This is a genomic window from Brevundimonas sp. (assembly GCF_041648615.1).
Taxonomy (GTDB): Bacteria; Pseudomonadota; Alphaproteobacteria; order Caulobacterales; family Caulobacteraceae; genus Brevundimonas.
Genome location: NZ_JBAZOS010000027.1, coordinates 24,939 through 39,445 on the forward strand (window position 1 = coordinate 24,939; position 14,507 = coordinate 39,445).

At 68.8% G+C, this 14,507-nt stretch carries 12 protein-coding genes; 3 read left to right on the forward strand and 9 right to left on the reverse strand.

Annotation, left to right across the window (positions count from 1 at the left end; translation table 11 throughout):
* The first annotated feature begins 89 nt into the window (after positions 1–89).
* The 3 genes from WC555_RS10955 (at position 90) to WC555_RS10965 (ending at position 3,592) form a co-directional block, all read left to right on the forward strand.
* On the forward strand, positions 90–2,048 hold the full coding sequence (locus WC555_RS10955) for a M1 family metallopeptidase (protein ID WP_373253522.1): 1,959 nt from the start codon (positions 90–92) through the stop codon (positions 2,046–2,048).
* A gap of 262 nt (positions 2,049–2,310) precedes the next feature.
* Entirely contained in the window at positions 2,311–3,414 is a 1,104-nt protein-coding gene (gene hppD, locus WC555_RS10960; protein WP_373253524.1) for a 4-hydroxyphenylpyruvate dioxygenase, read from the forward strand.
* Positions 3,407–3,592: a hypothetical protein gene (locus WC555_RS10965; protein ID WP_373253526.1), complete on the forward strand. Its 186-nt coding sequence runs from the start codon at positions 3,407–3,409 to the stop codon at positions 3,590–3,592. The genes hppD and WC555_RS10965 overlap by 8 nt, the downstream gene beginning before the upstream one ends.
* A 73-nt stretch (positions 3,593–3,665) precedes the next feature.
* Here WC555_RS10965 and WC555_RS10970 read toward each other — a convergent pair whose 3' ends face one another.
* The 9 genes from WC555_RS10970 to aroA all read right to left on the reverse strand — a co-directional run bounded on the left by WC555_RS10970 (position 3,666) and on the right by aroA (position 14,342).
* On the reverse strand, positions 3,666–6,962 hold the full coding sequence (locus WC555_RS10970; protein ID WP_373253528.1) for an error-prone DNA polymerase: 3,297 nt from the start codon (positions 6,960–6,962) through the stop codon (positions 3,666–3,668).
* Entirely contained in the window at positions 6,959–8,569 is a 1,611-nt protein-coding gene (locus tag WC555_RS10975; protein ID WP_373253530.1) for a DNA polymerase Y family protein, read from the reverse strand. The genes WC555_RS10970 and WC555_RS10975 overlap by 4 nt, the downstream gene beginning before the upstream one ends.
* Complete coding sequence (locus WC555_RS10980) at positions 8,475–9,128, reverse strand: hypothetical protein (RefSeq protein WP_373253532.1); 654 nt, start codon at positions 9,126–9,128, stop codon at positions 8,475–8,477. Before WC555_RS10980 ends, WC555_RS10975 begins: the two co-directional genes overlap by 95 nt.
* A gap of 88 nt (positions 9,129–9,216) precedes the next feature.
* A complete protein-coding gene (gene mscL, locus WC555_RS10985; RefSeq protein WP_373253534.1) occupies positions 9,217–9,639 on the reverse strand; it encodes a large-conductance mechanosensitive channel protein MscL in 423 nt (140 codons plus the stop codon).
* 16 nt (positions 9,640–9,655) lie between these two features.
* Positions 9,656–9,943, reverse strand: coding sequence for an integration host factor subunit beta (locus WC555_RS10990; protein ID WP_056619956.1), 288 nt, complete (start codon positions 9,941–9,943; stop codon positions 9,656–9,658).
* Positions 9,944–10,167: 224 nt separating this feature from the next.
* A complete protein-coding gene (gene rpsA, locus WC555_RS10995; protein WP_373253535.1) occupies positions 10,168–11,871 on the reverse strand; it encodes a 30S ribosomal protein S1 in 1,704 nt (567 codons plus the stop codon).
* Positions 11,872–12,077: 206 nt separating this feature from the next.
* Positions 12,078–12,728, reverse strand: a complete 651-nt coding sequence (cmk, locus tag WC555_RS11000) for a (d)CMP kinase (protein ID WP_373253543.1) — start codon at positions 12,726–12,728, stop codon at positions 12,078–12,080.
* Positions 12,725–13,027 (reverse strand): hypothetical protein, encoded by a 303-nt coding sequence (locus WC555_RS11005; RefSeq protein ID WP_373253537.1) that lies wholly within the window; start codon positions 13,025–13,027, stop codon positions 12,725–12,727. The genes cmk and WC555_RS11005 overlap by 4 nt, the downstream gene beginning before the upstream one ends.
* Complete coding sequence (gene aroA / locus WC555_RS11010; protein ID WP_373253539.1) at positions 13,005–14,342, reverse strand: 3-phosphoshikimate 1-carboxyvinyltransferase; 1,338 nt, start codon at positions 14,340–14,342, stop codon at positions 13,005–13,007. The genes WC555_RS11005 and aroA overlap by 23 nt, the downstream gene beginning before the upstream one ends.
* Positions 14,343–14,507 lie beyond the last annotated feature (165 nt).

Genomic DNA, 14,507 nt, shown 5'->3' on the forward strand with positions numbered 1-14,507 from the left:
TTCGCCCGCCGGAGCGTTGTCCCGGCAGGAAACGAACCCGGCCCGACCGCCCGAACAAGGACGGCGGGCCTTCTGGTCAAGGACTCTCGATGATCCGCACGTTTGGACTGGTCTCCGCCCTCGCCCTCGCGACGGCCATGGGCGGATGCGCCTCGATGCCGGGTTACGGCCCGTCGTCCGGCTCCGACATGCCGCCCCTGCCCGCTTCCGCCGCGGCGCCGGCCGACTATGCGCGTGACGCCCACACCTATGCCCGACCGGAGATCGCCCATGTCCGCCACGTCGCTCTCGACCTGACCGCCGACTTCCAGACCCGGACCCTCGCCGGCACGGCCGCGCTCGACATCCAGGGCCGCCTTGGCGCCACCGAGGTCGTGCTGGACGTCAAGAACCTCGACATCCGCAACGTCACCGACGCCGACGGCGCGCCGCTGCAGTACGAAACCGGCGCCAATGATGCGATCAAGGGTCAGCCCCTGACCGTCCGCTTCCCGGCCCTCGCCGCGGGCGAGACGCGTCGCATCGTCGTCGCCTATGCGACCCGCCCCGACGCCGCCGCCCTGCAGTGGCTGACGCCGGGCCAGACGGCGGGCGGCCAGAAGCCCTATCTGTTCAGCCAGGGCCAGGCCATCCTGACCCGCACCTGGGTCCCGACCCAGGACAGCCCCGGCATCCGCCAGACCTATGACGCCCGCATCGTCGCCCCCGCCGACCTGCGCGTGGTCATGAGCGCCCAGCAGCTGACGCCCGAGGGCGAGGCCGCCGGGCCCGGCCTGAAGGCCTGGCGGTTCCGCATGACCAATCCGGTCCCGCCCTATCTGATCGCAATCGGCGTGGGCGATCTGGCCTTCGCCGCCATCGACGAGCGCACGGGCGTCTTCACCGAGCCCTCGCGACTGGCCGCCGCCCGCGCCGAACTGGCGCCGACCGCCGACATGGTCGACGCCGCCGAGCGGCTGTACGGCCCCTATCGCTGGGGCCGGTACGACCTGCTGGTCCTGCCGCCCTCCTTCCCGTTCGGCGGGATGGAGAATCCGCGCCTGACCTTCGCCACCCCGACCATCATCGCCGGCGACCAGTCGCTGGTCTCGCTGGTGGCGCACGAGCTGGCGCACAGCTGGTCGGGCAACCTCGTCACCAACGCCACCTGGAACGACATGTGGCTGAACGAGGGATTCACCGTCTATTTCGAGAACCGCATCATGGAGGCCCTCTATGGCGAGGACCGCGCCCTGATGCTGCGCGCGCTCGGCTGGGGCGACCTGCAGGCCGAGATGGCGGGCCTTCCGCCGGCCGACACCCGCCTGCACCTCGACCTCGAGGGTCGCGATCCCGACGAAGGCCTGACCGATGTCGCCTATGAGAAGGGCGCCGCCTTCCTGTTCACCATGGAACGCATCGTCGGCCGCGAGCGGTTCGACGCCTGGCTGAAGGGCTATTTCGAACGCAACGCCTTCCGCCCCATGACCACCGAACTGTTCCTCGAGGACATCCGCACCCACCTCGTCACCACCCGCGCGCTGGAAGACCAGCTGATGATGGACGCCTGGATCTACCAGCCCGGGATGCCGTCGAACTGGGTTCCGCCGGTGTCGGGCGCCTTCGCCCCGGTCGACGCCGCGGCCCGCGCCTTCTTCGCCGACAAGGGTCCGGCCTCGGCCATCCCCTGGGCGGGCTGGTCCACCCAGGAGCGTCAGCGCTTCCTCGCCTGGCGGCCTTCCGACCTGCGCGACGGCGCCGACTGGCTGACCGACGCCCAGCTGGCCGATCTGGAATCGTCCCTGAATCTGCGCAACGAAGGCAATGCCGAGGTGCTGTTCGCCTGGCTGCAGATCGCCGTCCAGCACCGCTATCAGGCAGCTGTCCCGACGCTGGAGAAGTTCCTGACCACCATGGGCCGGCGCAAATTCGTCCTGCCGCTGTTCACCAGCCTGTGGGCCGAGGGCGACTGGGGCCGGTCCATCGCCACCCGGGTCTACGCCCGGGCTCGCCCCGGCTATCACCCGGTGACCACCGGCTCGGTCGACGCGTTGGTCGGTCGGCCGTGAAACCGACTCCTTCCCCCTTCACGGGGGAAGGTGGCAGGCGAAGCCTGACGGATGGCGTCTGGCGACGGCGGACTTCGCCCTCTTCGGTGATGACGCGGACAGAGCCCCCATCCGAGCCGCTCCGCGGCCACCTTCCCCCGAAATGGGAGAAGGATGACCAACGCGCATGTGACCGCCCCCCGCCTTGGCTTCCGCCCTTCCGGCTACTAGGTTCCGCCCCGAAAGCGGCGAGCAACGCCGCGACGACCCCAGGAGACGCCCCATGCACGACGCGCCCCAAACCGACGCGGCCGCCCGGCTCGACACAGAAAACCCCCTCGGCGTCGACGGCTTCGAATTCGTCGAATTCACCGGCCCTGATCCCGCGGCCATGGTCGCCCGCCTAGAGCTGATGGGCTTCACCCAGACCCATGTGAATCCGGCCAATGACGTGGTCCGGATGAAGCAGGGCGACATCACCCTGCTGGTCAACCGCTCGCCCAAGGGTCAGGCGGGCGAGTTCGCGACCGAGCATGGCCCCTCGGCCAACGGCATGGCCTTCCGCGTCAGCGATGCGAAGACCGCGTATGAAGGCGCCGTGGCGCGCGGCGGACGCCCGGCCGAAGGTCACGACGGCGGCGCCCTGGGCGGCGGCTACCCCTACATCGTGCAGGGCATCGGCGGTTCGCTGTTGTACCTCGTCGACCAGTATGGCGACGCCGGTTCGCTGTACGACGGCTGGGACGAGATCGAGGGCTGGGAGGAGGCCGAGCGCAAGAATTCGGTCGGCCTGTTCATGCTGGATCACCTGACCCACAACGTCCGCCGCGGCCAGATGCGCACCTGGTCCGGCTTCTATGGCGACGTCTTCGCCTTCGAGGAGCAGAAATATTTCGACATCAAGGGCAAGGCGACCGGCCTCTTCTCCCAGGCCATGATCGCCCCCGACCGCGCCATCCGCATTCCGCTGAACGAAAGCCAGGACGACAACTCCCAGATCGAGGAGTTCCTGCGCCGCTACAACGGCGAGGGCATCCAGCACATCGCCCTGGCCACCGACGACATCTTCGAGACGGTGGAAGAGCTGAAGCGTCGCGGCATTCCCTTCCAGGACACCATCGAGACCTATTTCGAACTGATCGACAAACGCCTGCCGGGCCACGGCGAGGACGTGGCCCGCATGCGCCTGAATCGCATCCTGATCGACGGCTCGGACGAGGAAGGCCTGCTGCTGCAGATCTTCACCCAGGACACCTTCGGCCCGATCTTCTTCGAGATCATCCAGCGCAAGGGCAACCAGGCTTTCGGCGAGGGCAATTTCCAGGCCCTGTTCGACTCCATCGAGCTGGACCAGATCCGGCGCGGCGTCATCAAGGTGGATGCCTAAGCCGCCGGCGTGGCTGCCCTGGCTCGGACCGCTTCTGGCGGCCGGGGTCGGGGCGGCGGTCGGCGAATACGGCCTGGGCGGCGGTTTCTGGACCGTGCTGATCACCGCCCTGGTGTGCGGTTTCGCGCCGATCGTGGGGTATCGGGTTTGGAAGTGGCGGTTTCAGCGGCGGGGGTAGTCGCCAGCGTCTCCCCTTTCTCGTTTTGGTCTTCCTTTCTCCTCGAAACGTCTCCGAAACCGTCGACGTCCTGTCAATGAAAATCCCGCGAGCCGGGCAGCACCCTGACATCCCGCGGATGCCGCCCGCGCGCCGGCGAATGCCCTGAGCCCGGCGCGGAGTCGGGCGTCAGATCCCCCAGCATCGGGGTCCAGTCCTCCAGATGATCGACGACCAGATGGGTCACGCCCTCGGCCGTCTGGACCTTGCCCCGGGCCAGCACCATGCGGGCGCCCATCGCGACCGGCCGGAAACGCTCGAAGACATCGGGCCACAGCACCAGATTGGCCACGCCGGTCTCGTCCTCCACGGTCATGAAGCAGACGCCCTTGGCCGTGCCGGGCCGCTGGCGCACCAGCACCACGCCGCCGACAGCCCCGGTCCGGCCGTTGGGACGCGCAGGGTAATCCTTCGTCGTCAGCGCCCCCGCCCGCGTCAGCCGCTCGCGCAGGAAGCTGACAGGATGGCCTTTCAGCGACAGGCGGAGGGTCTGGTAATCGCCGACCACCTCCTCGGACGGCGCCAGAACAGGCAGGGCCTCGGGCGGGCGGCCATCGGCCTCGTTCAGCCCCATGGCCTCGAACAGGGGCGCTGACGACGCCGGCGCCGCGCCCCTGGCCGCCCACAGCCCCTGCCGTCGCGTCAGGTCCAGCGAGCCACAGGCGTCCGCCTCGGCCAGCCGGTCCAGCGCCGGGGGCGGCAGGGCGGCGCGGCGGCGCAGGTCGTCAAGGTCGGTGAAGGGGCCCGCCTTCCGCGCCTCCATGATCGCCTCGGCCCAGACCTTCCTGAACCCGTCGATGGAGCGCATGCCCAGCCTCAGGGCGCGCCGTCGACGGCGCGGCCGCGTCTCCAGGGCAGCGTCCCAGTCGCTGGCGTTTACGTCCGGGTGTCGAACCTCCACCCCGTGCTCGCGCGCGTCCCTGACGATCTGGGCCGGGGCGTAGAAGCCCATCGGCTGGCTGTTCAGCAGACAGGCGGCGAACACGTCCGGATACAGCCACTTCACCCAGGCCGAGACATAGACCAGGTGGGCGAAGGAACAGGCGTGGCTCTCGGGGAAGCCGTACTCGCCGAAACCCTTGATCTGGTTGAAGCAATTTTGTGCGAAATCGGCCTCATAGCCGCGCGCGATCATCCGCCCGACCATCAGGTCCTCGTAGTTTCCGATGGTGCCGTTGTGGCGGAAGGTGGCCATGGCCCGGCGCAGGCCGTTGGCCTCCACGCCGGTGAACTCGGCCGCGACCATGGCGATCTTCATCGCCTGTTCCTGGAACAGCGGCACGCCCAGCGTCTTGCGCAGCACATTGGCCAGTTCGTCCGGATCCTTCGCCGACCCCGGCATGGAGAAGCGATAGCTCCCGGGACCGTGCACCGCCTCATGGTCCCGCCGCTCCTTCCGCCGCTGCAGATAGGGATGGACCATCTTGCCCTGGATGGGGCCGGGGCGGACGATGGCGACCTGCACCACCAGATCGTAGAACTCCACCGGCCGCAGGCGCGGCAGCATCGACATCTGCGCCCGGCTCTCGACCTGGAAGACCCCCAGCGAGTCCGCCTTGCACAGCATCCGGTAAACCCCGCGTCGCTCGGCCGGGACGGCGGCGGTATCCGGCAACGGCCGCCCGTAGGACTCCCCGATCATCCGGAACGCCCGCTTCATCGCCGTCAGCATGCCCAGCGCCAGCACATCGACCTTCATCAGCTTGAGGAAGTCGATGTCGTCCTTGTCCCATTCGATGAAGGTCCGGTCCGGCATCGCCGCATTGCCGATGGGCACGATCTCGATCAGCGGGGCCTGGCTCAGCACGAAGCCGCCGACGTGCTGGCTGAGGTGGCGGGGGAATTTGATCAGTTCGGCGGTCAGGTCCAGCGCCAGACGCAGGCGCACGTCGTCCCGGCTCAACCCGGCGCGGTCGACATGGTCGTCCTTCACCTCCGACCCCCATGAGCCCCAGACGGTGTCGGCCATGCGGGCGGTGACGTCCTCGGTCAGGCCCAGGGCCTTGCCCACGTCCCGGATCGCCGAGCGGGGGCGGTAGTGGATGATGGTCGCCACGATCCCCGCCCGGTCGCGGCCATAGCGTTCGTAGACGTACTGCATCACCTGTTCGCGCCGCTCGTGCTCGAAATCGACGTCGATGTCGGGCGGCTCGGACCGGTTCGAGGAGATGAACCGCTCGATCAACACCTCCTGTTTTGTGGGATCGACATTGGTCACCCCCAGACAGAAGCAGATCACCGAGTTCGCGGCGGAGCCCCGGCCCTGGCACAGGATGGGGTCGGGCCGGGACCGCGCCCAGGCGACGATGTCGTGGACGGTCAGAAAATAGGGGGCGTAGTCCAGCTCCCGGACCAGCCGCAGCTCCTTCAGGATGATGGCCCGGATGTCTTTCGGCGTCCCTTCCGGCCACCGCGACCGGGCGCCCTTCAGCGTCAACCGGGCCAGCCAGCCCTGCGGGGAATAGCCATAAGGGACCGGCTCCTCCGGGTACTGATAGCTGAGCTCGCGCAGGCTGAAGGTGCAGGCCCGCGCCACCTCCATCGTCCGCGCCAGCGCCGCCTCGTGGCCACGGAACAGCCGCGCCATCTGCGCCGGCGGCTTCAGATGGCGTTCGGCGTTGGCCTGCAGCCGCCGGCCCGCCTTGTCGATGGTCGTCCCCTCGCGGATGCAGGTCAGGACATCCTGCAGCATCCGCCGGTCTGGGTGGTGGTACAGCACCGCATTGGTCGCGATCATCGGCGCCCCGGTGCGATGCGCCATCGCCGCCAGCCGGTTCAGCCGCTTGCGGTCGTCGCCGCGCCACAGGGGCGCCGCCGCCAGATACAGGGCGTCGGGCCAGGCCCGTCGCCATTCGGACAGTCGGGCCTCGAACACCGCATCGGGCTGTTCCGGCGCGGGGACCAGGGCGATCAGGCCGTCCCCCAGCCCGAGCGCCTGTTCGAAGGTCAGCCGGGTTTCGGCCTTTTCGATGCGATCGGCGTCCGGATCGGCTCCGGCCTGCGGCACGGCCTCGCTCTTGCCCAGCGACAGCAGCCGGCACAGCCGGCCCCAGGCGGGGCGGTCGCGCGGGAAGACGATCAGCTCGGTCCCGTCGGTGAAGCCGAGCCGCGATCCCGCCACCAGAGGAATGTCGACGTCCTCGGCGCCCATCAGCGCCCGCACCATGCCGGCCACGGTGTTGCGGTCCGCGACGCCGATGGCGGCCAGACCAAGCGCCTTCGCCTGTATCGCCATCTCGCCCGGATGCGACGCGCCCTCCAGAAAGCTGAAATTCGTCATCGCCCCCAGCTCGGCGTACTGGCCGTCCCAGCCAGAGCCCGGGCCGGTCACGACAGCACCCCGTGCATCCACCACGACGGCGCGCGCTCTTCGGCGGCCCCGCTATACTCCCGTCCGTACAGGCCCTCGCGGAACAGCCAGTAGCGTCCGCCGGCGTCGTCCTCGACGCGGTAGTAGTCGCGGGTGCGCATCTGCCGGTCGTCGGGGCGAGGCCGCCACCATTCGGGCGACAGGCGCTCGGGACCATCGGCGCGGGTCACCCGCCGCGACAGCCGACGCCAGGTGAAACGGGCCGGCGCGCCGTCGGGCAGTTCGGCGATCGCCTCCACCGGCTCGGGCGGATCCAGCAACAGGACGGGACGGCGCCCGCCCCCATCCTCCCGCGTCGTCGGGCTCCGGCCCAGCGCCGGCCGCCAGCGTTCGGCGCGTTCGGGCAGCCAGCTCTCGACGGGCTCGGGCATCAACACCCGGTCCTCCCCCAGCCGCGCGGTCAGACGATCGATCAGGGCGGCCAGGCTCTCGGCCTGTTTCGCCTCGGCCTCGGTTTCCAGCGCCCCCTGCCGCGCCGTCATCGCCTCGACCGCGTCGGCGGTCAGCATCAGGGCGTCGAGGCCGAAACCAAGCTCCAGCCGCCCCAGTCCCGCCTCGCGGAACAACCGCAGCCATATTCCGGCGTCGCGACCCGGGCGGCCCATCCGCACGGACAGGCTCGTGGTCCCGCCGTCCGACCGGAAGCCGGTCAGCGTCAGGGCCTTCGCCCCCTGACCGTCGCGCACCAGCGGCGCGGACAGGTCGGCGACCAGTTCCGTCAGCCGCGCCTCCACCCCTTCGATGTCGCCGACCGGCTCCATCCAGGCCTGCCAGGCCCGGTATTTCGGCGGCGGCCGTACGGGGGTCAGGGCCTCGCCCGCGAACCCGAGCGCCTGATCCAGCCGCTGGACCAGGTCCACGCCGTCCCCGTCGCGGAACCGCCGCGCCAGCCCCGCGCGCGGCATGGGATAGAGGTCGCCGATCCGTTTCAGGCCGAACCGCCGCGCCTGCATCACGGTGCGGTCGTCGAGGCGCAGGGCCTCGACCGGCAGGGGGGCCAGCAGGCTCCGCACCGTCTCGTCGGAGGCGATACACCCCTCGCCCCCGCCCTGGCCCCAGCGCGCCAGAGCCCAGGCCGCGCCGGGCGACGGGGCCATGGCGACGCCCGCCCGCGCCCCGGCCTCGACCAGCCGGTCCCGGATCTGCGCCGCCACCGCCGTCTCGCCGCCGAACAGATGGGCCGCGCCGGTCAGGTCGAGGAACAGGCCTTCCAGCCCCCCTCCCGCCGGATCGACGCTGACCGAAGGCGACCAGCGCTCGGCCCAGACCGCCAGCGCCGTCAGCGCCCGCGCGTCGGCCTCGGGATCGGCGGGCCTGCAGATCAGGTGCGGGATCATGGCCAGGGCGTCGGCCTGGGTCTGGCCGCGCCGCAGACCCGCCGCCCGCGCCGCCGGATTCAGGGCATACAGGATCGCCGCGCCCCGGTTGTTCTTCCGGACCAGGGCGAACGGGTTCTTCGGATCGAGGGCGGGGTCAGGCGGCGAGGCCGGACGACGCGCCCGCATGGCCGATCGCCGCCAGACCGCTATCGGCCAGTCGATCAGCCAGACGGAGACGATGCGTCTCATCATCCTGCTCCAGCATCCACGCCCCCGGTCGTTCGCCGCGCCCGCGCACCAGCTCGGCGGTCAGCCGCGCCGGGCCGGGAGCCCTGGCGTCGTCGGGATCGACGGCGCTGGCCAGGGTCGATATCCGCCAGCGCCGCCGCGCCGCGCTGAGCCCGTCCAGCCCGCGCGGCATCACCAATCCCACGCACCCGCCCTGTTTGGCGGCGAAATCCAGTCGCCGCGTCTGCGTCAGGGTCGCCGCATTCACCGCGCCCAGGGCCAGGGACACCGCCCCCGACCGCAGCGCCTGCTCCAGCGCCCACAAGGCCTCGACCGCCGTGTTGACGGGCGCGAGGATCAGGGCAACGCCCGGCAGGCCGGGCCCATAGGGCCGGCCGTGTTCGCCCAGCCATGCCCGCGTCGCCGTCATCAAAACCGGCCGTGCGTCCCCTTCCAGTCGTCGCGACAGGGCGAACGCAATCAGGGCCGCCCCGTCCCCGGAGCCCGCCGCGCAGGCCTCTTCCAGCGGCGCGGGCCGCTCGGGAAAAACGCCGGGGGCATACAGGGGCGAGGGGGTCATGAGAGTCCGGAAGTTCAGTTGTTCACTCTTTGTTCCAACTCACGCCAGAGTCAAACAGTGAATCCTGTTCTGCCGGTTTGATGGGAAATCAGACCCGCGGCCGCGCCTTCAATTCATCGCGGATCTCGGCCAGCAGGGCCTCGGTCGGCGTGAGCGCAGCAGGCGCCGCTTCCGGCGCCGCCGCCTGCTCGCGGCGCATCCGGTTGATCCCCTTGACCAGCAGGAACACCACCAAGGCCACGATGGCGAACTGGATCAGGGTGTTGATGAAGGCGCCGTACTGGATCGCCACCTCCTCGATCGCCTCGGTCGAGGGGTTCTCGGGAGCCAGCACCCATTTCAGCTTCGAGAAATCGACCCGGCCCAGCAACAGACCGATCGGCGGCATCACCACCTGTTCGACCAGGCTGGTGACGATCTTGCCGAACGACGCGCCGATGATGACGCCCACGGCCAGGTCGACGACATTGCCCCGGGCGATGAATTCCTTGAACTCGGTTACGAGGCTCATAGACGGTCTCCGGGGCTCAGGCGTCGCCGGCGTTCAGCCGCTCGCGGAGCTCCTTGCCGCTCTTGAAGAAAGGCACGGCCTTGGCCGGCACGTCGACGGTTTCGCCGGTGCGCGGGTTACGCCCGGCCCGCGCGGGACGGGCCCGGACGGAAAAGGCGCCGAAGCCGCGAAGCTCCACGCGGCCGCCCTCGCCGAGGGAATCGACCATCTGGCCGAGCACGATATTGACCACCCGTTCGACCTCGGCGTGGGTCAGATGGGTATTCTCGGCAGCGAGCTTCTCGATCAGCTCAGACTTTATCATCGGCAGGCCCCCGCCCAGTTCAGCCCTTCCCAGAGCCCATACGGGTGCATCCGGGCACGGGATGCAAGCCCACCCTAGCCTCCGCCCGCCGCAGGAAAAAGCCCCGCCGGTCGATTGCCGGGCGAAATGTCGGTTAACGCTCATAAATCGGCGCGCTGCGCGCACGAAAAAGGCGGCGGGATCGCTCCCGCCGCCTGATCCGTAATCAGAGATCACAAAGGAGACTATTCCTTCGTGCTGGCCTTCTCGCGAAGGGCCGCGCCGAGGATGTCGCCCAGCGAGGCGCCGGAGTCCGACGAACCAAACTGTTCGATCGCCGCGGTTTCGTCCTTCATTTCCAGGGCCTTGATCGACACCGAGACCCGGCGCGAGGCCTTGTCGATGCCGGTGACCATGGCGTCGACGCGATCGCCGACCGAATAGCGCTCGGTGCGCTGGTCGTTGCGGTCGCGGGACAGGTCGGACTTGCGGATGAAGGCGGTCGCCGGGGCGTCGTCTTCACCGAACTTGACCTCGATGCCGCCGGTTTCGATCGACGTCACGGTGACGGTGACCTGCTGGCCCTTCTTGAAGGTGTCGCCTTCCATCGGATCGCCGCCCAGCTGCTTGATGCCCAGCGAGACGCGCTCCTTCTCGACGTCGACGTCCAGCACCTTGGCCTTGACGGTTTCACCCTTGCGGTAGCGCTGGATGGCTTCCTCGCCCGAGACGTTCCAGTCGAGGTCCGACAGGTGGACCATGCCGTCGATGTCGTTGTCCAGGCCGATGAACAGGCCGAACTCGGTGGCGTTCTTGACCTCGCCCTCGACCGTCGAACCGATCGGGTTGGCGGCCACGAAGGCGTCCCACGGATTGTCCTGGGCCTGCTTGAGACCCAGCGAGATGCGGCGCTTGGAGGCGTCGACATCCAGCACGACCACGTCGACTTCCTGCGAGGTCGAGACGATCTTGCCCGGGTGGACGTTCTTCTTGGTCCAGGACATTTCCGAGACGTGGACCAGGCCTTCAACGCCGGCTTCCAGCTCAACAAACGCGCCGTAGTCGGTGATGTTGGTGATGCGGCCGGTCATCTTGGCGCCGACCGGATACTTGGCTTCCACGCCGTCCCACGGATCGGTCTGCAGCTGCTTCATGCCGAGGCTGATGCGCTGGGTGTCCGGGTTGATCTTGACGATCTGGACCTTGACGGTGTCGCCGACGGCGAGGACCTGCGAGGGGTGCGAGACGCGCTTCCACGACATGTCGGTGACGTGCAGCAGGCCGTCGATGCCGCCCAGATCAACGAACGCGCCGTAATCGGTGATGTTCTTGACCACGCCTTCGCGGACTTCACCCTCTTGCAGCTGGCCGACCAGCTCCGTGCGCTGTTCGGCGCGGGCTTCTTCCAGGATGGCGCGACGCGAGACGACGATGTTGCCGCGCGGACGGTCCATTTTCAGGATGGCGAAGGGCTGTTCCTTGCCCATCAGCGGGCCGACGTCGCGCACCGGGCGGATGTCGACTTGGCTGCCGGGCAGGAAGGCCGAGGCGCCGCCCAGATCGACGGTGAAGCCGCCCTTGACGCGACCGACGATGGCGCCGTTGACCGGCTGACCTTCGGCGAAGACGACTTCCAGACGGGTCCAGGCTTCTTCGCGGCGAGCCTTGTCGCGGCTGATGACCGCTTCACCCAGGGCGTTCTCGACGCGCTCCAGATAGACTTCGACGTTGTCGCCGACCTTCGGGATGACGGCGCCTTCGCCGATGCCGAACTCGCGGGCCGGGATACGGCCTTCGGTCTTCAGACCGACGTCGATGATCAGGATGTCTTTTTCGATGCCGACGACGCGGCCGTGAACAACCTGGCCTTCGCCAAGGTCGCGACCCTGAAGGGTTTCGTCGAGCAGCGCAGCGAAATCGTCACGCGAGGGATTGTGGGTGTCGGTCATATAGCTCTGGGGTTAAGGCGCGACCGGGTGGCCGCGCACGGGTGGATAGTCAGGGAAAGGAAGAGTCAGGTCGTCAGGACGCGAGGCCGGCGCAAGGGCGCGAACAAAAGATAGCCAGAACGCCCGCGGCAGCCGAGGTCAGGAGCGTTGGATTTGTCCAGCGAGGTCTCAATGCCTTCCCTACCGCATCGCTGCTTGAGGGAATGCTAGACCCCGGCCCGGACTCGCGCCGCCTCGACGATACGGCGGGCCGCATCGAAGGCGGCTTCTATACCCATATCGGTCGTGTCCAGCAAGACCGCGTCGTCCGCCTGGACCATGGGAGCGGAATCCCGACCGGAATCCCGCTCGTCGCGACGGCGGATGTCCTCCAGCATGTCGGCGAAGGCGATCTCCTGCCCCAGTTGCGTCAACTGCTTCCAGCGGCGCTCGGCACGGACCTCAGGGGTGGCGGTGACATAGAGCTTGGCCACGGCGTCGGGTGCGATGACCGTGCCGATGTCGCGGCCGTCCAGAACGGCGCCGCCGGCCTGGCCGGCGAAGTCCTGTTGCAGCTTCAGCAGGGCCGCGCGCACGCCCGGATGGCTGGCGACGCGGCTGGCCGCCTCGCCCGCGTCACGTTCGGTCAGGCGGGCGTTGTCCGACAGGGTCGAGAGGTCCAGCGACAGGGCCGCCGCCTCGGCCGCCTTCGCGTCGCCCAGATCCTGCCCCGCGTCCCGCACCGCCAACCCCACGGCGCGATACAGCAGGCCCGTGTCCAGATGCGCCAGACCGTAGTGGGTCGCCAGACGCGCAGCGATGGTCCCCTTGCCCGATGCGGCAGGGCCGTCGACGGCGATGACGAGGGCTTGGGTCAGGAGTTTGTCTTTCTTGTCACGTCACGAAGGGCGATCAGCAGGCAGAAGAGGGCGAAACCGCCGCCAGCCAGAACCGCCACACTGTAAAAACCGCTCAGCCCCCAGAAGACAAGCGGCTTGTCGCTGAGCGCGATGTCCGGGCCCTTGCCGTGCAGCAGGATTCCGCCCTGCCAACTGCGCCAGAGGAAGCGCGCGCCCTCAAAGCTGCACCAGGCCATAAAGCAGGCCGCGAGAACGAACTGAAGCCAGGACCAGAGCCCGGACGTCTTTCGCCCATCAGCCACGGCCGTGGCCGACATCCGCCCCCAGGCCGTTCATCAACGCGACAAAGCCGGGGAAGCTGGTGGCGATCATTTCCGGGTCCAGCACCGAAACCGGCTGTTCGGCGGCCATGCCGAGGATCAGGTGGCTCATGGCGATACGGTGATCATGAGCGGTGGCGACGATCGCGCCGCCCTTTACAGGCCCGCCCCCCACGGAGCCAGTGACGATGAAGCCCTCGGCCTCTTCCTCCACCGCAACGCCGCAGGCGGTCAGTCCGGCGACCATCAGGGCGATCCGATCGCTTTCCTTGACCCGCATCTCGCCGATGCCACGCATGATGGTGCGGCCCTCAGCATAGGCGGCGGTCGCCGACAGGATGGGATACTCGTCGATCATCGAGGCGGCGCGGTCCTCCGGCACCGTCACGCCCCTGAGCTGCGAATAGCGGGCGGTGATGTCGCCGACGCCCTCGCCGCCACTCATGCGGCGGTTGGAGATGGTCAGGTCGGCGCCCATTTCGATCCAGGTGTCGAACAGGCCTGTGCGCTGGGGGTTCAGCATCACGCCCTCGACGGTCACTTCCGAACCCGGAACGATCAGGGCCGCGGCCAGAGGGAAGGCCGCCGAGGACGGATCGCCCGGCACGGCGACGGCGGTTCCGGTCAGTTTCTGTCCGCCCTTCAGGCGAATGCGCCAGCCCTCGCCTTCCTCGGTCACGTCCACCACCGCCCCAAAGGCGCGCAACATCCGCTCGGTGTGATCGCGGCTCTTTTCCGGTTCGACCACGACAGTCTCACCCGCCGCATTCAGTCCGGCCAGCAGGATGGCCGACTTGATCTGGGCCGAGGCCACCGTCTGCACATATCCAATGCCGCTCAAGCCCCCGCCATGCAGGGTCAGCGGCACCCGGTCCTCGGCGCCGTTCCAGTCGAAACGCGCGCCCATGTCGGCCAGCGGCCCGGTGACGCGCTTCATCGGCCGTTTGCGCAGCGACGCGTCGCCGTCGAAGGTCGCGGTCAGGTCATAGCCGGCGGCGGCGCCCATCAGCAGGCGCACGCCGGTCCCGGCGTTGCCGCAGTCGATGACCGAGCCTGGGCTGGCGAAACCGCCCTGCCCCGTGACCCGCCAGCGCCCCTCGCCCAACTTTTCCACGCCTGCGCCAAAGGCCTCGACGGCGCGGGCGGTGGCCAGGATGTCGTCGCCTTCCAGCAGGCCCTCGATCTCGGTCACGCCCTCGGCCATGCCGCCGAAAATGAGCGAGCGGTGCGAGATCGACTTGTCGCCCGGCGCACGAATGCTGCCTTTCAGGGCGGGAACAGGACGCGCGATAAGGGTCGAAGGGGCAGTCACCCGGCCAAAAACTCCGATTGTTGTGGAACGGCCGCGCGGGCGCGAACAAGAAGGCTTTTGACAGCGGCCCCCGTGGGTGGCAAGGGAGCCGGCCGAATTCAACTCCTGCCGAAGGTTTATCCCGTGGCCAATCCCGAACTGGGCCAAAAGCAGGTCTGCCCGAAC

Excerpts from the sequence above, each read along its gene's own strand:
- WC555_RS10955 (WP_373253522.1), top strand. The coding sequence starts at position 90 with ATGATCCGCACGTTTGGACTGGTCTCCGCCCTCGCCCTCGCGACGGCC.
- hppD (WP_373253524.1), top strand. The coding sequence starts at position 2,311 with ATGCACGACGCGCCCCAAACCGACGCGGCCGCCCGGCTCGACACAGAA.
- WC555_RS10965 (WP_373253526.1), top strand. The coding sequence starts at position 3,407 with ATGCCTAAGCCGCCGGCGTGGCTGCCCTGGCTCGGACCGCTTCTGGCG.
- WC555_RS10975 (WP_373253530.1), bottom strand. The coding sequence starts at position 8,569 with ATGAGACGCATCGTCTCCGTCTGGCTGATCGACTGGCCGATAGCGGTC.
- WC555_RS10980 (WP_373253532.1), bottom strand. The coding sequence starts at position 9,128 with ATGACCCCCTCGCCCCTGTATGCCCCCGGCGTTTTTCCCGAGCGGCCC.
- mscL (WP_373253534.1), bottom strand. The coding sequence starts at position 9,639 with ATGAGCCTCGTAACCGAGTTCAAGGAATTCATCGCCCGGGGCAATGTC.
- WC555_RS10990 (WP_056619956.1), bottom strand. The coding sequence starts at position 9,943 with ATGATAAAGTCTGAGCTGATCGAGAAGCTCGCTGCCGAGAATACCCAT.
- rpsA (WP_373253535.1), bottom strand. The coding sequence starts at position 11,871 with ATGACCGACACCCACAATCCCTCGCGTGACGATTTCGCTGCGCTGCTC.
- WC555_RS11005 (WP_373253537.1), bottom strand. The coding sequence starts at position 13,027 with ATGTCGGCCACGGCCGTGGCTGATGGGCGAAAGACGTCCGGGCTCTGG.